Source organism: Rhodococcus sp. LMD, assembly GCF_056108245.1.
The window spans coordinates 5,312,575-5,335,049 of the sequence record NZ_CM148557.1 but is presented as its reverse complement, the minus strand read 5'-3'; the positions used below and the strand labels follow the sequence as shown (position 1 = coordinate 5,335,049).

The 22,475-nt window shown below is 70.5% G+C and carries 14 protein-coding genes and 1 pseudogene; 12 read left to right on the top strand and 3 right to left on the bottom strand.

Going from position 1 to position 22,475, the window contains the following annotated elements:
- The first annotated feature begins 31 nt into the window (after positions 1-31).
- Together ACWPQI_RS24490 and ACWPQI_RS24485 are read left to right on the top strand one after the other, a co-directional pair.
- Positions 32-1,498, top strand: coding sequence for an aldehyde dehydrogenase family protein (locus tag ACWPQI_RS24490; RefSeq protein WP_010596314.1), 1,467 nt, complete (start codon positions 32-34; stop codon positions 1,496-1,498).
- Positions 1,495-2,610, top strand: coding sequence for a CaiB/BaiF CoA transferase family protein (locus ACWPQI_RS24485; RefSeq protein ID WP_017682277.1), 1,116 nt, complete (start codon positions 1,495-1,497; stop codon positions 2,608-2,610). Before ACWPQI_RS24490 ends, ACWPQI_RS24485 begins: the two co-directional genes overlap by 4 nt.
- An 84-nt stretch (positions 2,611-2,694) precedes the next feature.
- Here ACWPQI_RS24485 and ACWPQI_RS24480 read toward each other — a convergent pair whose 3' ends face one another.
- Positions 2,695-3,843 carry a hypothetical protein gene (locus tag ACWPQI_RS24480; protein ID WP_048771218.1) on the bottom strand — a complete coding sequence of 383 codons (1,149 nt, stop codon included), beginning with the start codon at positions 3,841-3,843 and terminating at the stop codon, positions 2,695-2,697.
- Between the two features lie 477 nt (positions 3,844-4,320).
- Between ACWPQI_RS24480 and ACWPQI_RS24475 the strand changes: the two genes are divergently transcribed.
- Positions 4,321-4,920: a hypothetical protein gene (locus tag ACWPQI_RS24475; RefSeq protein WP_010596311.1), complete on the top strand. Its 600-nt coding sequence runs from the start codon at positions 4,321-4,323 to the stop codon at positions 4,918-4,920.
- A gap of 7 nt (positions 4,921-4,927) precedes the next feature.
- Positions 4,928-5,572, top strand: coding sequence for an RES family NAD+ phosphorylase (locus tag ACWPQI_RS24470; RefSeq protein WP_474738548.1), 645 nt, complete (start codon positions 4,928-4,930; stop codon positions 5,570-5,572).
- A gap of 138 nt (positions 5,573-5,710) precedes the next feature.
- On the opposite strand, the gene ACWPQI_RS24465 is transcribed toward ACWPQI_RS24470, so the two are convergent.
- Together ACWPQI_RS24465 and ACWPQI_RS24460 are read right to left on the bottom strand one after the other, a co-directional pair.
- A complete protein-coding gene (locus ACWPQI_RS24465) occupies positions 5,711-7,261 on the bottom strand; it encodes a PucR family transcriptional regulator (protein ID WP_474738547.1) in 1,551 nt (516 codons plus the stop codon).
- A gap of 28 nt (positions 7,262-7,289) precedes the next feature.
- Positions 7,290-8,849: a PucR family transcriptional regulator gene (locus ACWPQI_RS24460; RefSeq protein ID WP_010596308.1), complete on the bottom strand. Its 1,560-nt coding sequence runs from the start codon at positions 8,847-8,849 to the stop codon at positions 7,290-7,292.
- 110 nt (positions 8,850-8,959) lie between these two features.
- Between ACWPQI_RS24460 and ACWPQI_RS24455 the strand changes: the two genes are divergently transcribed.
- The 8 genes and pseudogenes from ACWPQI_RS24455 (at position 8,960) to ACWPQI_RS24420 (ending at position 22,411) form a co-directional block, all read left to right on the top strand.
- On the top strand, positions 8,960-11,020 hold the full coding sequence (locus ACWPQI_RS24455) for a hydantoinase/oxoprolinase family protein (RefSeq protein ID WP_474738546.1): 2,061 nt from the start codon (positions 8,960-8,962) through the stop codon (positions 11,018-11,020).
- Positions 11,020-12,981, top strand: a complete 1,962-nt coding sequence (locus tag ACWPQI_RS24450; protein ID WP_048771223.1) for a hydantoinase B/oxoprolinase family protein — start codon at positions 11,020-11,022, stop codon at positions 12,979-12,981. Before ACWPQI_RS24455 ends, ACWPQI_RS24450 begins: the two co-directional genes overlap by 1 nt.
- Positions 12,982-13,148: 167 nt before the next feature.
- Positions 13,149-14,570, top strand: a complete 1,422-nt coding sequence (locus ACWPQI_RS24445; RefSeq protein ID WP_040273009.1) for a permease — start codon at positions 13,149-13,151, stop codon at positions 14,568-14,570.
- A 170-nt stretch (positions 14,571-14,740) separates the two neighbouring features.
- A complete protein-coding gene (locus ACWPQI_RS24440) occupies positions 14,741-16,210 on the top strand; it encodes an amino acid permease (protein ID WP_061064879.1) in 1,470 nt (489 codons plus the stop codon).
- Positions 16,211-16,369: 159 nt separating this feature from the next.
- A complete protein-coding gene (locus ACWPQI_RS24435) occupies positions 16,370-17,830 on the top strand; it encodes a class I adenylate-forming enzyme family protein (RefSeq protein WP_203011267.1) in 1,461 nt (486 codons plus the stop codon).
- A gap of 82 nt (positions 17,831-17,912) precedes the next feature.
- Positions 17,913-19,699 (top strand): annotated as a pseudogene (locus tag ACWPQI_RS24430) (DUF3556 domain-containing protein).
- Positions 19,696-21,123: a phytoene desaturase family protein gene (locus ACWPQI_RS24425; RefSeq protein ID WP_017681618.1), complete on the top strand. Its 1,428-nt coding sequence runs from the start codon at positions 19,696-19,698 to the stop codon at positions 21,121-21,123. The pseudogene ACWPQI_RS24430 and the gene ACWPQI_RS24425 overlap by 4 nt, the downstream one beginning before the upstream one ends.
- Positions 21,116-22,411: a PucR family transcriptional regulator gene (locus tag ACWPQI_RS24420; protein WP_048771234.1), complete on the top strand. Its 1,296-nt coding sequence runs from the start codon at positions 21,116-21,118 to the stop codon at positions 22,409-22,411. Before ACWPQI_RS24425 ends, ACWPQI_RS24420 begins: the two co-directional genes overlap by 8 nt.
- Positions 22,412-22,475 lie beyond the last annotated feature (64 nt).

The following is a 22,475-nucleotide window of genomic DNA, read 5'->3' as shown; positions in this document are numbered from 1 at the left end:
CCGCACCGTCGACGCGTCGAAGGGACACACGATGACGACACCCGTTCTGCTGCAGCACTACATCGACGGCGAGTGGTTCGACGGCGAGGCCGATGCCCTGGTGAGCATCAGCCCCGCCGAGCCGGACGTCACCGTCGCGCACGGCCGCGCGGCCACCGGCGACGACGTCGACCGGGCCGTCGCCGCCGCGCGGGCCGCGGCCCGGCACTGGGCGCGGACCCCGGCGCACGAGCGCGGTGCCGTCCTGGCCCGGGCGGCCGCCGTCGTCGAATCGTCCGCGTCACGGTGGGGTGCGGAGCTCGCCCGGGAGGAGGGCAAGACGCGGGGCGAGGGCGTCGCCGAGGTGCTCCGCGCGGCCCAGATCCTGCGCTTCTACGGCGGCGAGGGCGACCGGGAGGCCGGCGAGGTGTTCGCCTCCCCGCGCCGGGGGGAGCAGATCCTGGTCGCGCGCAAGCCCGTCGGCGTGGTGGGGGTCGTCACCCCCTTCAACTTCCCCATCGCCATCCCCGCCTGGAAGATCGCCCCGGCACTGACCTACGGCAACACCGTGGTGTGGAAGCCGGCAGGCACCGTGCCGCTGCTGGCGATGCGGCTCGTGCAGGCCCTCGCCGATGCGGGCCTGCCGCCGGGGGTGCTCAACCTCGTCATCGGCGGCCGGGAGGTCGGCGCCGGCATCGCCGACCATCCGGGGATCGACGCGCTGACCTTCACCGGTTCGACCGCGGTCGGCCGGAGCCTCGCGGCGGCCGGGGCCGCGCGGGGCGTGCCCGTGCAGGCGGAGATGGGCGGCAAGAACGCGGCCGTCGTGCTCGGCGACGCGGACCTCGATCTCGCCGCCGAACAGGTGCTCCTCGGCGCGTTCCGGTCGTCGGGGCAGAAGTGCACGGCGACCTCCCGGCTGATCGTCACCGACGACGTCGCCGACGAGTTCGTCGGTGAACTCGTTGCCCGGATCGGCAAGTGGACCGTCGGCAATCCCCTCGACGAGCACGTCCACATGGGTCCGGTGGTCGATGCCGCGGCGCGGACCTCGATCCAGGCAGGTGTCGACGAGGCGGTCCGGCAGGGTGCCCGCGTGCTGTGCGGCGGCCGGCCGTACGAGGACGGTGCACTCGCAGCCGGGTTCTACGTGCCGCCCACCGTGCTCGAACTGCCCGGCACCGGGCTCGACGTGTGGCGGGAGGAGTTGTTCGGACCCGTCCTGGCCGTGTGCCGCGCGGCGGACGCCGAGGCGGCGTTCGCGCTCGCCGACGACAGCGACTACGGCTTGTCGGCGGCCGTGTTCACCCAGGACCTCACCCGCGCGCTCGGGGCGCTCGAGGACCTGGACGTGGGCATCCTGCACATCAACTCCGAATCCGCCGGCGCCGATCCGCACGTCCCGTTCGGCGGCGCGAAGAAGAGCGGCTACGGCCCGAAGGAACAGGGCCGCGCCGCGCGGGAGTTCTTCACCCACACCACGACCGTCTACCTCCGCGGCGGGAGGCCGATCGCATGAGCCAGGGCGCACTCGACGGCATCGTCGTCGCCGATTTCACCCGGGTCCTCGCCGGCCCCTACGCCACGATGATGCTCGCGGACATGGGCGCCGAGGTCGTCAAGATCGAACGTCCCGGCACCGGCGACGACACCCGCGCGTGGGGACCGCCCTACGACGACGCGGGCTCGGCCACGTACTTCAACTCGGTCAACCGCAACAAGACCTCCGTGGTCCTCGACCTCGCGTCGGAGCAGGGCCGGGCCGAGGCCCGCCGGATTGTCGCGCGCGCGGACATCGTGGTCGAGAACTTCCGCGCGGGCACCATGGAGCGGCTCGGCCTGGGCTACGACGACCTGCTCGACGTCAACCCGGGGCTGATCTACTGCTCCGTCACCGGGTTCGGGAGCGGCGACGGAGCGGCCCTGCCGGGTTACGACCTGCTCGTGCAGGCCGTCGGCGGGCTCATGAGCATCACCGGACCCGAGGCCGGCACGCCGACGAAGGTGGGCGTCGCGGTCGTCGACGTGCTCACGGGCCTGCACGCCCTCGCCGGGATCCTCGCTGCGCTGCACCACCGGCAGCGCACCGGCGAGGGGCAGCGCGTCGAGACCAATCTCCTTGCCGCGCTGCTGTCGTCGCTCGTCAACCAGGGCTCGGCGTACCTCGGTGCCGGGGTGGTGCCGGGGATTCTCGGCAACCGGCACCCCAGCATCGCCCCGTACGAGGTGTTCCCGACCAAGGACCGGCCGCTGGCGCTGGCGGTGGGCAACGACAAGCAGTTCACCCGGCTCGCCGAGACGATCGGCGCGCCGGAACTGGCCACCGACCCGCGGTTCTGCAGCAACCCGCTGCGGGTCGCACACCGCGAGGAACTGTGCGAGGAGATCACCTCGATCCTCGCGACGGCCGGGGCCGACCACTGGTACGACGAACTCGCCCGCGTGGGTGTTCCGGCCGGACCCATCAACGACGTCGCCGAGGCCTTCGAGTTCGCGCGGCGACTCGGTCTCGACGCCGTCGTGTCGGTGCCCGGAAGTGCCACACCACAGGTCGGAAACCCGTTGACCTTCTCCAGGACTCCGGTCCGGTACCGGTCGGCTCCGCCACCCCTGGGTGGAGCCGCGGACTGACCGGAGCGGCCCGGAGGAGTGCCCGTCCCGTCGCGTCCGGCCGCGGCGGGACGGGCGTCGCGCGCCGACGGGACCGCCGCCGGATCAGGGATGCGCGACGGCGCGATCCTCGGGCGCGGGAACGGCGGGCCGGCGGATCCCGAAGGACTCGAAACCGACGACGTACAGAAGAGTCACCAACGCGAACAGGTCCATGAACCCGAGGGCATTGCCGTGCAGGCCGTCGGCGACGGCCGGTTCGTGCAGCACGATCTCGGCGACCACGTAGTAGTACAGGACGAACGTGGTCACGGCGAGGGCGAACGTGATCGCCGCGCGGGACACCAGATTCGCTACGGCCCCGGCTGCCGTCGGCTTGTTACCGAAGGCGTTGGCCCACAGAATCATCCAGGCGACCCAGCACACGCCCAGCTGGGCCGGGAACTGATCGAGCGGGAAGCCCGGGTCGGCGGCCGTGCCGGAGCCGACGAGCACCGCACACACGGCGCGCAGTGCCACGAACAACACGGTGCCGAGCGCGATGTTGCCGATCGTCGAGACCAGCGCGACCCGCATGCGGCTCCCGGCCAGTCGCCACGGCCAGTTCTCCAGGGTCTGCCCGGTGAGCACGATCGCGACGATGATCGAGTAGTACCAGCCGAGCAGTGTGTCGACGTCGAGCAGTGCTGTGCCCTCCCGAACCGTCTCCGAGACCGCGGGTACCCCCAGTACGAAATAGAGCAGTGCGGTGGGGACGAGGAGGGTGACGATCTCGCAGGCACCGACCCACGGCTGTTTCAGGCCCAGATCGGTCCACGGCCAGTGCCCCCAGTTGAGCACCACCAGAACCCACGTGGAGAAGCCGAACAGGACGAACAGCGCGCCCGTGAAGTAGCCCAGGCCGTCGGGACGGTCGGCCGCGTAGTCGGGATACAGGTGGCCGATCCCGCTCGCCAGGACGTAGGTGACGACGACGGCGAAAACCGAGGTGGCGCCGAGGAACACCAGTCCGCGCCACGGCTGCCGTAGCCGGTCGAATCCCCAGAACTCGAGGTTGAATCCGGCCCACACGACGAACAGGAGCGCCCAGAACAGGAGGGCATTGAACGGTAGCGGATACAGGTCGAACGGACTGAACTGCGGGTCGGCGAGCAGATACCACGCCGCGACGGAGACGGTGAGGACCACGGCGGTGTTGACGACACCGAATCCGAGCCACCCCGGGGACGTGTCGGCGTGCGAGCGTTCGGGCATGGGATACCGGAACCTTCTGTGATGCCCTCGAATCGAGGGGTGAGGGGAACGTCGGCCGAGGAGATCGGTGAGTGGCGTGGTGGCCGGAGCCGGCTGCCGGATCGCGGACCGTGTCCTCGACGGTTCTTCGTCAGCTCCGGCGGCGCAGTTCGGGACCGGCCGTGGGAGCGTGGAGCATCGGAGTGTCCTTCCCGTGAGGATGCGACTCGTGAGAATGTGACTCGGAGCACACTCGAAACGATCACGCGTCACAACCGTTGCGCCGCGTTGCATTCCCCGCCCGGGTCCGGATCGTCCGCCACCGCCGGCATCTGCCGGACCTCGACGGCCGCTCACCACTCCGTCGGGGTGTGGATCGCGTCGAGTTCCCGGCCACATCGTTCGCGGTGTGCGCGCTGTCGGTCACCCCGGACAACTCCCACTCTCACCTCACTAACAGCGCGATACACTGTTAGTGACTGTTAGGAGGTGGTGGGGATGGCCGACACGGAAGACCGCTACCTGGCCGGTGACGTCGACTTCGAAAGCGCCGCCGCCGACGCGCTCGGCACCCCGAGCATCGATCGCCGCGATCTGTTGCCCCTGTTGCGTGCGCTGCGGGCCGCGAAGCGTCCCGCAGCGTCCCTGCCCGCCCATGAAGCCGACCTCCTCGACGCCGGCGACGCACCCGAATCGCTCCTCGCCCTCGCCACCGCCGTCGCCGACCGGACCGCACGGATGCGCCGTCTGCTCGAGAACACCCTGACCGTCGAGCAGGCCGCCGAACGACTCGGCGGTGTCGGCCCCTCGCGCGTCCGACAGCGCGTCGGCGACCGCAGCCTGTGGGCGCTCAAGCGAGCGAACCGACTGCTGCTCCCCGCCGTGCAGTTCACCGACGACGGCCAGGTGCCCGGCCTCGACGCCGTCCTGCAGGCCCTGCCTGAGAACATGCAGCCCCTGTCGATCCACGGTCTGCTGACGACGCCGCAACCGTCCCTTGTCGTCGACGGTGCACCGACCTCGGTCGTCGACTGGCTGCTCACCGGCGGCGCCGTCGAGGACGCCCTGTCGGTCGTCGACCAGTACCTGACGGCCTGAGCCGCCGATGCCCCCAGCTCTGCCCCATCCGCCGGGCGTGGAGGCGCTCCGCGCGGCCGAAATCACCCCTGACGAATACCTGATCCTCGACACCGACACGATCGTCTGGCGGGTGCACTCCACGAGCGGCGACCACGTCCTGCCGTGGAACACCCCGCGCACCTTCGGGCCGGTCCTGCGGTTCGACCCGCACCCGATGCCGCGCCGGGACCACGCCCGCCACGGGGTCTGGTACGGCGCCGCCGATGTGCCCGGTGCGTTGGCCGAGGCGTTCCAGACCACCCGGGTGATCGATACCCGCACCCGCGTCCCCTACCTGACCGCGGTGCGGTTCACCCGTCCCCTGCACCTGCTCGACGTCGCCGCCCACGGTCCCGGCCGACGGCCGACTCGCGTCGGAGCGAATTTCGCGCTCTCGACCGCAGCACACGGCATCGCCCAGCACTGGGCGCGCACCATTCGCGCCGCCCACCCGGATCTCGACGGGCTCGCCTACCGCGGCCGGTTCGCCGGTGGACTGTGCGTTGTGCTCTTCACGCCCGCCGCCCGGGCGTTCCCGGATCAGCCTGAGATGACCATCCCCCTCGACCACCCGGGATTCGCATCCCGGTTGGCCGGAGCTGCCGACCGAATCGGCTACGCGATCGAATAACCGGCCGATCCACTCCAGTGCCTCGCTCGCCCCGCGCCTGCTCTGTCCCGCCCTGGACGGCTGTATCCCCGGGAGGCGCAGACGCGATGCCTCTGCTCTGGTGCCGGACTCTTCGTGTGGTAACTCGGACGCCGGCACCTATCCACCACGGCCGTCCAGCATTTCCCTAGCCTTGACGGCCAGCCACCACTCCATGCGGGTGTGGATCGAGTCGAGGTCGCGGCCGGTGAGTTCGGTGATGCGGGCGAGCCGGTTGCGCAGGGTGTGCCGGTGGATACCGAGGGCAACGGCGGTGCTCTCGGCCTGACCGTTGTGCTCGAGGTACGCCGCAAGGGTCTCGACCAGTCGTCCACTCGCTCCGTGCTTCTCGTCGTAGGCATCGAGTGCTTCGAGACCCGAGTGGGCGATGGCCTGCAGCGCATCCGGATCCTGCATGCCCAGCAACACGGAGAAGGTGCCCAGCTCGGCGAACACCACCGGTGCCCGGCTGCCGTCCCGCGCCGCGCGTGCCGCCGAGAGCGCCTGATGCACACTGCTGTTCGCGTCCGTCACGGCGCCCGGACCACCCAGCCCGCACCGGACCGGGCGGCCGAGCTGCGCGCGGACGCGGTCCTGGACCCGGGTCGCGACCTCGCGTGCCCGGTCGGCCGGCAGGACCACCGCGACATCCGCACCGATCGACGCCGTGAGGTGGGGGATCCCCTCGGCGGCGAGGGCGGCGCCGACCTGCCGTTCCGCCGGCAGCAGCGGACCGACGTCGGTCAGCACGGCGACCGCGACGGTGTCGGTCGGTTCGAACCCGAAGTACCGGAGCAGGCCGGCGTCCATGCGTTCGGGTGCGTCGAAGAGGGTCCGGGTGACGACGGCCCGCAACCGCTGCTCCGCGCTCTGCACCTTCGCGGGCTTGCCGAGTTCGATGGAGATCAGCGACACGGCGTGGGCGAGGAGCAGACGGTCGGCCGGCGGGAGCGGTTCCGCGGTGCCGACGGCGAGGTATCCGTAGAGGTCCTGGGCGGCCGCGATGCTCTGCACGGTGTAGTGCCCGCCGTCGTCGGCCAGCACCTTGCTCAGCTGCCGCCGCCGCGGGGATCGGGACGCCGACTCCGACACCGCGCGGGCGTGCCGGATCGCCCGGCTCGTGTCCGATCCGTACTCCGCGAGCACGCGATCGTCGGGGTCGACGACGGCGACGACGCCGGCGAGCGCCTGGCCGAGCGCGGTCACCACCGCGGGCACGCCCCCGCGCAGCGTGGCCCGGGCCAGCCGCTCCTGCTGGTCGACGACCCGCTGCACCGCCCGCACCTGATCGGCGGTCAGTTCGTCGATGACCGCCCGGGTGATGGCGATGAACGGCGTCGAGGCGGGCACGGCGAGCACCGGGAACCCGAGCGCGTCACCCGCGGCGCGCAGACCGTCGGGCACGCGGTCGAACCGGGTGCCGGTGTCGAACGCCAATGCCACGCAGCCGGCTCCGACCAGGCCCTGGAGGTACGCGAACTGCGCGTCCGCGTCGGCGCCGATCTCCAGGCCGGTGGTCATCACGAGCTCTCCGCCCGAGAGCCACGGGGTGGGGTCGGGAAGCTCGATCGGATGCGCCCACTCGATGACACGGTCGGCGCCGTCGCGACCGGCCACGAGAGTGAGCCCGAGATCCGGCAGCGTCGTGAGCCGACGCACGGTGACAGCCATGACGACGATCCTTCCGCACACCGGGCGACTATGAGGTGGGGCGTTCGGCGAGGACTTCGAGGGCCAGGTGGAGGTCGGTGACGTCCCGCGGGGAGCGCAGGGACCGGCCCAGCAGGTCCTCGACGCGTTTCACCCGGTGCCGCACGGTGTTCGGGTGCAGATTCAGCTCCCGTGCCGTGCGTCCCACGTCCAGGTCCCGGGCCAGGTGCAGCACGAGGAAATCGACCAGGTCGTCGTGGCCGTCGAGCAGGGGACCCAGCACCGCGGTGGCGCGCCCGAGGGCCTGCTCCGGGTCGCGGCCCGCCAGCAGCCAGTCGGCGAGGCTCACGTCCTCGAAGCGCTGGGCGGTCCTGCCGAGCCGCTCGGCGGACCGTCGTGCCCAGCGCGCCTCCCGCAGTTTGCCGGGCCCGCGCGCGGGATCGGTGAACGGCTCGCTCGAGCCGCACGTCAATCCCTGCGGGAGGTTGTGGGACCACGACTCGAAGGCCTCGGCCCGGGCCGGGACCACTCCGATCAGGCCGCCGTCGCCGCGGGCGAGCAGCAGGGTCAGCCCGATGTCGCGGGCCAGACCGGACACGTCCGACTCGACGGCGTCGAGCAGGGAGTTCGCCCGGAACACCCATCGGCGGTTGTCGTAGTCGGGGGCGGCGGACAGGACCAGCATCCGCATGTCGGGTTCGGGGCCGAATCGGAGCATCTCGAGCTGATCCAGGACGGTGTCGGTGTCGGATGGATCGCCCGACGCCAGTGCCCGCACCAGTGCGGCGTGCCGCGCACGGTTCTCGACGGTGGCGCGCTGGCGGGTGCGTTCGATCGTGTTGAGCAGCCGCAGCGACACCTCGACCGCGGGTGCGGTGAGCGGGTCGGCGAGTTCGTTGCTCTTGGACGCGAGGGCCAGCCAGTAGTGCTGGTCGCCCGGCGAGATCGAGTGCGCGCTCACCGACCAGCGGCCCACCCGGAACAGCAGCCGCCCGTCCCGGCCGCGCAACTGATTGCGGATCAGGTGCACGGGCGCGCCGCCGGCCGAGGCCACGACGTCGCCGACCTCGTTGTAGAGAACCACGCTGCTGCGGAGCAGTCCGGTGAGACGGGCCACGAGGTCGGCCTCGGGGGACTCGGCGGTCATCGCCTCGAGCAGGTGGTTCTGCATCTGCAGCGTACGTCGCAGCAGCATCGAGTCCTGCGCCTGCACTGCCGCATTGACGCGTCCGACCACCTCCATGAACGGCAGCTCCGGCGGGATCGCCACCACGGCGAACCGGTGGCGTTCGGCCTCGTCGAGCAGGGACCGGGGAATGTCGCCGGTGATCACTCCCACGCCGTACCCGAGTGCGGTGATGCCCGAACCGACGAGTTCGCGGATCAGCTCGCGGCAGGCCTGCTGCGGGTGCTCGAGGCTGGGAAAGCGCGAGCCGGTGGTGAGCATCATCGACCCCGGCCGCAGCCACCGGGTCGGGTTCTCGATCTCGATCGGGTGCGCTCCGGTGATTCCCACGTTCGGGTCGGCGTCGGTCACCAGCCGGAGCCCGAGATCGGGTTCGAGCAGCAGGTCGACGAGCCGGAAACGGTCCGGAAGCATGCCCGACATCTTTCCCCCTCCGATGTGAGAATCTCCAACGATTCGCCGAACTCGATTCACTTTCTCCAATTGATGAGGCGTCGACCAGGCCGAATACTGAGTCCACCCGATTCAGGAGTATGACGATGATCACATCTCGCAACCCCCACCTGCGCGTCGCCGTGGACGTCGGCGGCACTTTCACGGACGTGTGCATCTTCGACGAGAGCGCATCGACCACCCGCATCGCGAAGGTCCCCTCGACCCCCGACGACCCCATGCGCGCCGTGGTCGACGGTGTGCGCACCGCGGGCATCGACCTGACCGAGGTGACCCTGTTCTCCCACGGCACCACCGTCGCGACCAACGCGCTCATCACCCGCAACTTCCCGCCCGCCGCCCTGGTCACCACCCGCGGGTTCCGCGACGTGCTCGAGATCCGCGACGGCACCAAGGACGAGCTGTGGGACACGTACGTCGACGTCGGCACCCCCTACATCCGCCGCCGTGACCGGTACGAGGTCACCGAACGCATCGACTACGCCGGCGAGGTCGTCACCCCGCTCGACGAAACCGAGGTCCGCGAGATCGCCCGGATCCTGCGCCGCAAGGACATCAAGACCGTCGCGGTGTGCCTGATCAACAGCTACGTCAACAGCGCTCACGAGCAGCGTGTACGGGCCCTGCTCGAGGCCGAGCTGCCCGACGTCACCGTCTCGACGTCGAGCGAGATCCTCCCCGAGATCTTCGAGTACGACCGCGCCTCCACCACCGTCGCCAACGCCGTGCTCGCCCCGCTGGTCAGCGGATACGTCAACCGGCTCGAAGCGCAGTTGCGCACCGACGGGTACGACGGCGACCTGCTCCTGCTCCATTCCGGCGGCGGTTCCATGACCCCCGCGATGGTGGAGAAGTACCCCGTCCGGCTGGCCGCCTCGGGCATCGCCGCCGGCGCGATCGCCGTCGCGGACATCGCGACCCGCTGCGGATACCCCAACGCGATCGGCCTGGACATGGGCGGCACCAGCACCGACATCTCGCTCGTCTACGACGGTGAGGTCCGCACCACCAAGCAGTGGCAGGTCGAGTACGGCTTCCCCATCTCCTTCCCCAGCATCGAGGTGCTCACCATCGGGGCGGGCGGCGGCTCCCTGGCCTGGCTCGACGAGGCTGGCTCGCTGCGCAACGGGCCGCAGTCCGCCGGCGCCTCCCCCGGCCCGGCCTGCTACCTGCGCGGCGGCACCGAGCCGACCAACACCGACGCGAACGTGCTGCTCGGCCGCCTGGGCACCGCCCTCATCGGCGGCGGACTCACCCTGGACGTGGCGGCCGCGGAGAACGCGATCAAGCAGAGCGTGGCCGGACCGCTGGGTCTCGACGCCGACACGGCGGCGAGCAACATCATCCAGGTGGCCAACGCGAACATGGCGGATGCGGTGCGGCTGTTGTCGATTCGCCGGGGCTACGATCCACGTGACTTCGTCCTCGTCGTCTGCGGCGGCGCGGGCGCCCTGCACGGCGCGGCCCTCGCGAAGGAACTGTCCATTCCCACCGTCGTGGTGCCGCCCCATCCGGGCATCACCTCGGCGCAGGGCTGCCTGCTCGTCGACATCCGCCACGACCTGTCGGCGATGTTCCAGGGCCGCGTCGACGAGATCGACACGACCGCACTCGAACGCGAGTTCCTGCGCCTCGAGCAGGAGGGCACGCAGCGTCTGCGCCACGAGGGGGTCGCACCCGAACAGATGGTCCTCGACCGTCACATCAGCATGCGCTACGCGGGACAGTGGCGGTCGCTCACCGTCACCGCCGGCAGCGGTCCCGGCTTCCTCGCGGAGGCCGTCGAACGATTCCACGAGGAGCACGAGCGGGACTACTCGTTCCGGCGCGACGACACGCCTGTGGAGATCTACCAGATCGGCCTGCGCGCGGTGGGTACCACACCGAAGCCGAACTTCCCCCGCACCTCCGAACCCACCACCGCGGAGCCGGTGCCAGTGGAACGGCGCAGCGTCTACTTCGACGAGGCGCACGGACGGCTCGACACACCCGTCTTCGACCGCGACACCCTGGAGTTCGGTACGCGCATCCCCGGCCCTGCCGTGATCACCCAGCTCGACTCCACCACCGTCGTCCCCCCGGGGACCACCGCCACCATCGACGAGTGGGCGAACATCCGCATCGACATCCAGGAGTCCTGATGACCACCACCTCCCCCACCCTCGATCCGGTCACGTTCGAGGTCCTCAAGAACGCGTTCGCCACGTCGGTCGACCTGATGTCCGAGCAGATCCTGCGCACCTGCTACTCGTTCGTCATCTACTCGCGGGACTTCTCTTCCGCGCTCTGCGACGCCGAGGGCAACACCGTGATGCAGGGCAGCCAGGACATCGCCGTCCACGTCGGCACCCTCCACTTCCAGTGCAAGGCCGTGCTGGAGGAATTCGGCTCCGACATCAACCCCGGCGACATCTTCATGGTCAACGACCCCTACAGGGGCGGCACCCACCTCAACGACGTCAGCTTCATCCGGCCCATCTTCGCGGACGGGGTCCTCATCGCCTTCGCGCAGAACAAGGGACACTGGGCCGACATCGGCGGCAGCGTCCCCGGATCGTTCGATGTGACCGCCACCGAGCACTTCGGTGAGGGCCTGCGGATCACCCCGGTGCGGGTGTGGCACGAGGGCCGCTTCCTCGCGGACGTCGCGAAACTGCTCGTCGCGAACACCCGGTCGCCGGAGATCAGCATGGGCGACCTGCACGCCCAGGCCGAGGCGACGGGCGTGTGTGAACGCGAGATTCACCGGCTGGTGGACAAGTACGGTCGCGGCACCGTCACCGACGCGATGCGCGAGGTCCAGGACTACGTCGAGCGCATCGTCCGCAGCCGGGTCGCCGACCTGCCGGACGGCACCTGGACCACCGAGGACTACCTCGACTCCGATCCGGCGCGTCCCGAAGGGCTCGTCCCGATCCGCGTCACCATGACGATCGAGGGCGACCAGCTCAGCTACGACCTGACCGGCAGTGCGCCCGCCGTCGCCAGCTTCCTCAACAGCGGCTACGGCACCGCGTTCTCCGGGATCGTGGCGGGTACCAAGTCGTTCTTCCCCGACGTGCCGCTGAACTCGGGTCTGTACAACGCGATTCACACCGACCTCGGGCCGGAGGGCACCGTCGTCAACGCGGGCTGGCCGCACGCGGTGACCGGGTTCTGCTCCGGTCCCTACGAGAAGATCATGAACGCGATCTTCGAACTGTGGTCGAAGGTCGTGCCCTCCCGGGCCATCGCCTGCTCGTTCAACCTCGAGTACCTGCTCGTCGGCGGGCGCGACGCCCGCACCGAGGAGCGGCCGTTCTTCATGTGGTACGACTGGATGGCCGGCGGCTGGGGAGGCCGCAGCTCGAAGGACGGATCGAGCGCCACGGCACCGGTGTTCGGCATCGGCCTGGCCGTGCAGCCGTGCGAGGGACAGGAACGCCTCACCCCCGTGCTCACCACCGAGCACGCCATCATCACCGATTCCGGTGGGCCCGGCGAATACCGCGGTGGGTGCGGCCTGTCCAAGGGCGGCGTCCTCACCGACAGCGACAACAGCGTGATGTCGTACTGCTGTGACCGTTCCCGCTCGGTCACGTGGGGCATCGAGGGTGGTCTGCCGTCCATCCCGCACGGCGTCTGGCTCAACCGCGGCACTCCCGAGGAGCGCTTCCTGGGGTCCGTGTTCTCGAATGTGCCGGTCCAGTCCGGGGATTCGTTCGAGCGGCCGTCGGCGGGCGGTGGGGGGTACGGGGATCCGCTGCAGCGGGACCCGGAGGCCGTGCTCGAGGACGTGATCGACGGCTACGTTTCCGTCGAGCGCGCTGCCCTGGACTACGGCGTCGTCGTCGTGCCGGTGGACCCCGAGATCGACCGCTACGAGCTCGACGACGACGCCACCGATCGGCTCCGCACGGAGATCCGTGCATCGCGCGAGGGCTGGCTCGGCGAGGACCCCGAAGCCGTCGCCGCCCGCTACCGCAGCGGGGAGCTGTCCATGCTCGACCTCGTGCGCCGTTACGGCGTGATCGTCGACTGGGGCACCGGCGCGCTGCTGCCCACCACCACCGCCCAGTTCCGCGACCTGCTGCGGACCCGCTCCGTCGCGCACTGGTCCTGACGCGTGAGGCGGGGCAGCGATCCCGCTGCCCCGCCTGAGGTTTCCCGCTCTCCCCTCCCCGAAGACTCTCCCCTCCCCGAAGACTCCCCTTGCCGAACCTCCCGTGCCGCGGGCGGTCGAGCGCCCCTGCGCCGGTTCGGATTCCCTCCCCTCGAGAGGCGACCCCCATGTCCGATCACCTCACCGACTCCGCCCCCGAATCCCCCGTGGACCGCGATCGCGTGCCCGAATCCGGCCGGCTGTCCCGCTGGTCGCTGACGATGGCCTGGTGGGCCATGTTCAGCGCCATGTTCTGGCTCTACATCGCGGTCGCCTCGGCCGGCGCGGTCGGGGTACCGGCCACCCTCGCCGGGATGGCCGCCTCCATCGCCACCTTCGGCGTCGTCAATCTGCTGCTCTCCCGCTATGCGATCCACACCGGCCTGTCCGTCGAGCTGCTGTCCCGGCGCATGTTCGGCGCCGTCGGCTCGCTGCTCGCCCCGGCGCTGTTCGCGGCCACCGCGCTCTACTACGGGGTCTTCGAAGGCTCCATCGTCGCGGTGGCGCTGCAGGAGTACTTCGGCGGCGACATCCGGCTGTGGTACCTGCTGTGCACGGTGTACATGATCCCGGTGGTGATCGGGGGCGTGGCCGCATGGCTCGACAAGCTCAACGGGATCCTGCTGCCGTTCTACCTCGTCGGCATGGTCGCCGTCGTGGTGGCTGCGACCGTGCAGCAGGGTTACCCCACCGGGTGGCTCACCGCCACGGTGGCCTCGGGTCCGCTTCCGGGCTGGCTCACCGCCTACCTCGTCTACATGGGCGTCTGGGTGCTGATGATGTACACCTTCGACTACGCGCGGCTCGGTCGCCGCGCCGACGCCGGCTTCCACGGCACCGTCACCTTCGGCTGGGTGTTCTACGCGCTGACCTTCGGCGTCAACGGACTCGTCGGGCTCTACCTCCTCGGCGCCTGGGACATCGCCGGCACCGAGACCGGCGTGGTCGAGGCGGTCGTCGGCTCCCTCGGCTTCGCTGGGGTGCTGCTGATCATCGTGTCCCAGACCCGCATCAACTCGGCCAACTTCTACCTCGCCTCCACCAACCTGCAGGTGTTCGTCCACCGGGCCCTGCGCCTCGACGTGCCCCGGGCGGTGTGGGTGGTGGTCACCGCCGTGCTCGCCTACCTGCTCATGCTCACCGACGTGCTGGGATACCTGCTGCAGGCCCTCGCCTGGCAGGGCGTGCTCATCACCGCGTGGGTGGCGATCGCGGTGGTCTACGTGCTGCGCGATCGGGGGCGCATCATGCCCCGCACCGCGTCCGGCGGCGCGCTGGCGTGGCTGCTCTCCTCCGTCGCGGGCATCGTGCTCACCGTGCAGGAGGTCAGCGCGACGTGGGCGCAGCTCGCCCCGGTGGTGACGGTGCTGCTGGCCGCGGGCAGCTACGTGCTGCTCACCCCGACGGATCGTGCGCCCTCGGAACCCGAGGCGGCGCAGGGACCCGAAACGCCGCAGGGACCCGAAACGCCGCAGGGACCCGAAACGTCGCAGAAGCCCGAAACGTCGCAGGCACCCGAGGCGGCGCCGGACGAGGCGCAACCGGTCTGAATCCGACGGACAATCGCCCCGACGGCGGGTGTGACTCACGATTGTGTACATCACGGACATGTCGTGGGTCACATCGCGGTCGTAGGGTTCTCCCATCCGAGCGACAGCGCCGCCGGGACGCCGGAACCGGCACCCCACGGCGCCGCACACCAGGTCTCGAAGGGAGTGCCGTGCACACCGATTCACCGGCCGAAAGGTCCGACACCCTGGGTCACGCGCTGAAGAGGCGTCATCTCACCATGCTGTCCATGGGCGGGGTGATCGGCGCGGGATTCTTCGTGGGCATCAGCGCGATCATCGGCCAGGCCGGCCCCGGCGCGATCCTCACCTGCCTGATCTGCGGACTCATCGTCTTCCTGGTCATGCGCATGCTCGGGGAGATGGCCGTCGCCAAGCCCTGCACCGGCTCGTTCACCGAGTACGCCCGCGACGCCATGGGCAACTGGGCGGGCTTCGCCACCGGCTGGCTGTTCTGGTACTTCTGGGTGGTCGTCGTCGGAATCGAGGCCGTGGTCGGGGCCACCCTGCTCGGCCGCTGGCTCCCCGGTGTTCCGTTGTGGCTCATGGCGGCCGGCCTGCTGTTGATCATGACCGTGGTGAACCTGTTGTCGGTCGGCAACTTCGGTGAGGCCGAGTACTGGTTCGCCGGAATCAAGGTCGCGGTGATCATCGCGTTCCTCGTCCTGGCCGGCCTCTACGTGCTGGGCGCCTGGCCGGGGGCCGACCTGTCGTTCGGCAACCTGACCGCCCACGGCGGTTTCCTGCCGAACGGCTTCACCCCCGTCCTGGTCGGAGTGGTCGCCGTCATCTTCTCGATGACGGGAGCCGAGCTGGTCACGATCGCCGCGGCGGAGTCGAAGGAGCCGGCCGCGGCGATCCGCCGCGCCACCAGCACCGTCGTGTTCCGGATCCTCGCGTTCTTCGTCGGCGCGACGTTCCTGCTCGTCACCATGCTGCCGTGGGACAGCTACGTCGTCGGCGAATCCCCGTTCGTGTCCGCCCTCGAGGTCCTGGGTATCCCCGGCGCGGCCGAGATCCTCAACTTCGTGGTGCTGGTCGCCGTGCTCTCGTGCCTGAACTCGGGGCTCTACACCGCGTCGCGCATGCTGTTCGTGCTCGGTGCCCACCGCGACGCCCCCGCCTGGATGACGGCCGTCAACTCCCGCGGTGTCCCGCTGAAGGGCGTGCTGTCGTGCACGTTCGTCGGATACGTGTGCATCGTCGCCGCCTACGTCTGGCCCGACACGATCTTCCTGTACCTGGTCACGTCGTCCGGTGCGATCTGCCTGTTCGTGTACATCATGATCTGCCTGTCGGAGCTGGTGCTGCGTCGCCGCTGGGAACGCACGTCGCCCGAGATCCTGCAGTTCCGGGTGTGGCTCTACCCCGTCCTGCCCGTCGTCGTCACGGCCGTCATCGTCGCGATCCTCGTCGGCATGTGGTTCACCGGCGCCCGCGCCGAACTGGTGCAGTCGCTGATCGCGCTCGCCGTCATCGTCGCCGCGTACCACCTCAAGACCCGGTACCTGCGCCGGCGTGGTGCCGCACGGACCGCTGCGCCCGAGGAGGCGGCACTGGCCCGGGCGATGCACGTCGAGGCGGCACCGCAGCCCGCCGCCTCGGGCGATCCGGCCCCCTGACGATCCGTTCCGCGCCGCCGGCTGCCTTCCGCAGCCGGCGGCGCGGTGTTGTGCTCGGAGGACAACACCCGGCCGGAACTCGAGCCCGCGAGGCCGTAGCCGGGACGTGATCCCCGTCACTACCGTCGTGGTCAGCCGAAAACGAGAGGACCGACGGTAGTGACGATCGAATACCTGGTGTGGCACCGCGAATCGGACCGGCCCTGCGTGCGGGACGACAACCGGCAGCTCACCTACGCCGAATTCGCCCGCAGAGTCGACGGTTTCGCGGCGCAGCTCCAGCAGCACGGCATCGCGGCGGGTGACGTCGTCGCGGTGATGCTGCCCAACCGGGCCGAACTGCTCGTCGCCCTCATGGCGGCGTGGCGGCTGCGCGCGACGGCCACCCCCGTCAATCCGGCGTTCACCGCGAGCGAGGCCGGGTACCAGATCGACGACGCCGGAGCCGCACTCGTCGTGAACGCCGGTCCCGGCGCCCCGTCGGGCGGCCGACCGGTGATCCACGTGGACGACATGGCCGTCGCCGCTCCCGCCGGATGGGCGGCCGGCGCCGACCCGGAACCCGACGACACCGCCCTGCTGATCTACACCTCCGGCTCCACGGGCCGGCCGAAGGGCGTGCAGCTCACGCACGCGAACCTGCAGTTCATGGCGGACTCCTTCCGCACGCACCTGCGGCTGACCGAGACCGACCACTGCCTGCTGATCCTGCCGCTGTTCCACGTCAACGCGATCGCGGTCAGCTTCCTCGCGCCCCTGCTGGCCGGTGCTCAGCTCAGCATCACCGGCCGGTTCTCCCCGGACCGCTTCTTCGGCGACGTGGCCCGGCTGCGACCGACGTACTTCTCGGCCGTGCCCACCATCTACGCCCTGCTGGTCTCCCAGCCGCAGGACACCCCGGTGGACACCTCGTCGCTGCGCTTCGCGATCTGCGGCGCGGCCCCGATCTCGAAGGAACTCCTCGACCGCGTCGAGCAGCGCTTCGGGCTCGTCGTCGTCGAGGGCTACGGGCTCACCGAGGGCACCTGCGCGTCGGCGTGCAACCCGGTCGACGGCCCCCGCAAGCTCGGCACGGTCGGCCCCGCGCTGCCCGGTCAGCAGATCGCCGTCGTTGGACCCGACGGCCGGCACCTGCCGCCCGGCGCCACCGGCGAGGTGCTCATCAAGGGCCCCAACGTGATGCGCGGCTATCTCGGCCGGCCCGAGGAGACCGCCCGCACCGTCGTCGACGGCTGGTTGCACACCGGCGACGTCGGCCGGCTCGACGAGGACGGCTACCTCACCCTCGTCGACCGCATCAAGGACATGATCATCCGCGGCGGGGAGAACCTGTACCCCAAGGAGATCGAGAACGCACTCGCCACCCACCCCGCGGTCCTCGAGTCCGCCGTGATCGGCGCGCCGCACGAGGTGTACGGCGAGGTCCCCGTCGCGTACGTCGTGACCTGCCCCGGCCGGACCGTCACCGGGGCCGAACTGCTCACCCACGTCGCCGAGCGGCTGACGAGGGTCAAGGTGCCCGCCGAGGTACACGTCGTCGACTACCTGCCGCGCAACCCCGTCGGCAAGATCGACAAGCCCGGTCTGCGGCGCAGCCACGGGGCTCCCGTGCACGCCTGACCGCTCCCCGAGACACCACACGCTCCGACTCGCCGGCCCCGGGCCGGTGGGGCGGCCGCCCCTACCCGAAAGGCGAATTCCCATGGGTTTCAAGACCGGCCACTTCCCGGAAGTGGATCCCGCCACCTTCCGTCAGCTCCCGTTCCGGGATCGGCTGCGGGCCATGTCGACCCACTGGGTCGACCACGGATTCGGCACCCGAAGATGGTGCACACCGTCTACATCCTCAAGCTGCTGGTCCTCTACGTCGGCGCCGGCACCGCCCTCGCGACGCTGACCTCGGGCCTGCCCTGGCTCGACGTGGCGTCGTGGTGGAACCAGCCGATCGTCTACCAGAAGCTGATCCTGTGGACGGTGCTGGTGGAGGCGCTCGGCGTCGGCGGCTCGTGGGGCCCGCTCGCCGGGCACTTCAAGCCGATGACCGGCGGATTCCATTCCTGGCTGAAGCCGGACACGATCCGGCTCCCACCGTGGCCGGGCAAGGTGCCGGGCACGGCCGGTGACCGCCGCACCGCCGGCGACGTCGCGCTCTACGCCGTCCTGCTCGTCAATCTTCTTGCCGCCATCGTTCTTCCGGGTGTCCACACCGCCTCGGTCGACGCGGTGATCGCCGACAACGCCGGACTGGTCCGGCCCGCGGTGGTGGCACCGATCGTCGTGCTGCTCGTCCTGATCGGCCTGCGCGACAAGGTGATCTTCATTGCGGCGCGCAGCGAGCAGTACCTGCCCGCGCTGGTGTTCTTCACCTTCCTGCCGTTCGTCGACATGATCGTCGCCCTCAAGCTGCTCATCGTCACCGTCTGGGTCGGCGCCGGCGTCTCGAAGTTCGGTCACCACTTCTCGATGGTGATCCCGCCGATGATCAGCAACACGCCGTGGATGCTGTCCAGGACGATCAAGCGCGCGCACTACCGCAGCTTCCCGAACGATCTGCGCCCGTCCGTGCTGGCCGGCGGCGTCGGGCACGTCCTGGGCACCCTCGTCGAGATCGCCACGCCGCTCGTGCTGCTGTTCTCCACGAACCGCACCCTCACGCTGCTCGCCGTGCTGCTGATGGTGGCGTTCCACTTCTTCATCGCGTCGACCTTCCCGCTCGCGGTGCCGCTGGAATGGAATCTGCTGTTCGCCTACGCCACGGTCTTCCTGTTCTGGGGCTTCCCCGCGTGGGACGGTTACGCCGTGACCGACATGTCGTCGCTGTGGCTGGCCGGGGGGATCACCGCCGGGTTGTGCTTCTTCCCGGTGCTGGGCAATCTGCGTCCCGACCTGGTGTCGTTCCTGCCGTCGATGCGGCAGTACGCCGGCAACTGGGCGTCCGCCACCTGGGCGTTCGCGCCGGGCGCGGAGGAGAAGCTGAATCGGCACATCGTCCGCGGTGCGCAGAACACCCGCACCCAGCTGCTCGCCACCTACCCCGAGGACGTCGCGGACGTGGTGATGCACCAGCTGCTCGGCTGGCGGTCCCTGCACAGCCAGGGCCGGGCACTGTTCTCCCTCATGATGCGGCACCTCGGGGACGACATCGACACCTACGACCTGCGCGAGGCCGAGTTCTCCTGCAACTCGATCGTCGCCTTCAACTTCGGGGACGGTCACCTGCACAACGAGCACCTCATCGCCGCCATCCAGCGCCGCTGCAACTTCGCCCCCGGCGAGTTCGTCGTCGCGTGGATCGAATCGCAGCCCATCCACCGGGGCACCCAGGAGTACAAGGTGATCGACGCGGCCCTCGGCGTGATCGAACGCGGCACCTACAGGGTGGCCGACGCCGTCGCCGAGCAGCCCTGGTTGCCCAACGGACCCATCCCGTTCGACGTGCAGTGGACAATGGACCGCACAGACGCCGAACAGCTGGAGGTGCAGGCGTGAGTACGGCGGTCGTGGTCGGCAGCGGGCCCAACGGGCTCGCCGCCGCCGTCCACCTCGCCCGTCGCGGCGTGGACGTCCAGGTCCTCGAGGCAGCCGAGGAGATCGGCGGCGGAACCCGCTCCGGGGAGCTCACCGTCCCCGGCCTGGTCCACGACCACTGCTCGGCCTTCCATCCGATGGGTGCCGGCTCCCCCTACCTGCAGACCCTCGGCCTCGAACGGTACGGCCTGCGGTGGCGGTGGCCGGAGATCGACTGCGCCCACCCCCTCGACGGGGGTGAGGCCGCCCTGCTGCACCGCTCCCTCGACGTCACCGCGGCCGGTCTCGGCGCGGACGGGCCGCGGTGGCGGCGGATGTTCGCCGACCTCGCATCCGGGTTCGACGCGCTCGCCGCGGACCTGATGCGGCCGGTGCTGAACGTCCCCCGCCACCCGCTGCGGCTGGCGGGGTTCGGGCCGCGGGCCCTGCTGCCCGCGACGGCCGCGGCCCGCTGGTTCCGCACGCCGAAGGGACGGGCCCTGTTCGGCGGCGTCGCCGCCCACGCCTACCACCGGCTGGACCGCCCGGCGACGTCCGCCGTGGGGCTGATGATCACCGCCGCGGGCCACCGCTACGGGTGGCCGGTGGCCGAGGGCGGCTCCGCGGCCATCGCGCGCGCACTGACCGCCCAGCTCGCCGAGCACGGTGGCAAGGTGCACACCGGCGTCCGGGTCCGTCGCGCGGCGGACCTGCCGCCGGCGGACGTCGTCCTCCTCGACGTCGCCCCCGGCGCCGCCCTCGACATCCTCGGTGACGCGGTGCCGTCGCGGATCGCCAAGTCCTACCGCAAGTTCCGTCACGCTCCCGGCGCCTTCAAGGTCGACTTCGCGATCGACGGCCCGATCCCCTGGACCGATCCGGACTGCGGGCGGGCCGGGACCGTCCACCTCGGCGGCGAGTTCGCCGAGATCGCCCGGGCCGAACGCGACGTCGCGACGGGCCGCATGCCGGCGAAGCCGTTCGTGCTGCTCGGTCAGCAGTACGTCGCCGACCCGACCCGCTCGGCGGGCGGCCTGAACCCGGTGTACGCCTACGCCCACGTCCCGGCCGGCTACACCGGTGACGCGACGGACGCGATCGTCGCGCAGATCGAGCGGTTCGCCCCGGGGTTCCGGGACCGCGTCGTCGCGACCTCGACGACGGCACCGGCCGACCTCGCGCGGCAGAACCCCAACCAGATCGGCGGGGACATCGTCGGCGGTGCCAACGCCGACCTGCAGGTGGTCTTCCGGCCACGAATTGCACTGGACCCCTACAGCACCGGGGTTCCGGGTGTCTACCTGTGCTCGGCTTCCACCCCGCCCGGGGCGGGCGCGCACGGAATGTGCGGTTACAACGCCGCCGAGTCGGCGCTGCGGCACCTGCGGAGCACGGGCCGTGGCTGAGCCGGTGGTCTCGGGGCGGTCGACGGGTGCACCGTCGGCCGTCGACGACGTCCGGCGCGTCGTCGCCGAGGTCGCGCGCCGCTTCGACGCCCGCCAACGGGAGATCAGCCGTTCCATGACCGCGATGATGGCGCGCGAGATCGCCCACCTCGACGAGGATCCGCAACTCGTCGAACTCCTCGAGGCGAGCGTGCACGGCAACATCGCGACGATCATCCACGTGCTCACCAACGAGATCCCTGCCGACCACCTCCAACCCACGACGGCGGCAGTGGAATACGCGCTCCGTCTCGCGCAGCGCGACGTGCCGTCGCACTCCCTCGTCCGGGCGTACCACATGGGGCAGAACGACCTCATGCGGCTGTGCTTCGACGAGGTGCGGTCGATGAACCTGCCGCCGCAGGTGACCCTCGACGTCGTCGAGTACATCTCCGCGGTGGTCTACCGGTACATCGACTGGATCACCCTGTACGTGTTCGACGCGTACGAGAAGGAACGTCGCCGGTGGTCGGCCGTGCGCGGCAACGTGCACTCCGCCCTGATCCACGGCCTCGTCGACGGATCCGAGACCGACGCCGCGGCGTTCGAGGCGGAGACCCGGTACCGGCTCGACCGCTGTCACGTCGGGGTGATCGCCTGGACCACAGTCGAATCCGCGGACGGTGCCATCAATCCGCTGGACCGGCTGGTGCGTGCGGTGGCGGTGCATCTCGGGTCGGACGCCCCGCCGATCCTCACCGCCATCGACCGGCGCACGGTGTGGGCGTGGCTTCCGTTCGATCGGCGCCGGCCGGTGATCGACACGGCGGCGCTCGACGCCGTCGTGCGCTCCCATCCGGCCGGCCGTCTCGCGGTGGGCCTGCCCGGTTCCGGCCTGGCCGGCTTCCGGCGCTCGCACGAGCAGGCCGAGGCCGCGTATTCGATTGCGGTGGCGCAGACCACGTGCACCCGGCGGGTCGTCGGCTTCGGGGATCGGGGCGTCGCGGTGGTGTCGCTGCTCGCCCGCAACCTCGACGCCGCGCGGGCATGGGTGGGCGAGATCCTCGGTCCGCTCGCCGACGACACCGAACAGGCCGCGATGCTGCGGGTCACCCTCGGCACCTACTTCGCCACCGGTGAGAGCCACCTGCACACCGCCGAACGGCTGAACCTGCACCGCAACACCGTCAAGTACCGGATCAACAAGGCGCTCGGCGACCCGACCGGGGCACCCGCGGTGCACGACAAGCTGGACATCGCGCTGGCGCTGCAGGCGTGCGAGTTCCTCGGGGCGGCGGTGCTGCGCTGACGCGCACCGGCCCGGCGGTGCTGGATGACGTGCACCGGCCCGGCGGTGCTGGTTGACGTGCACC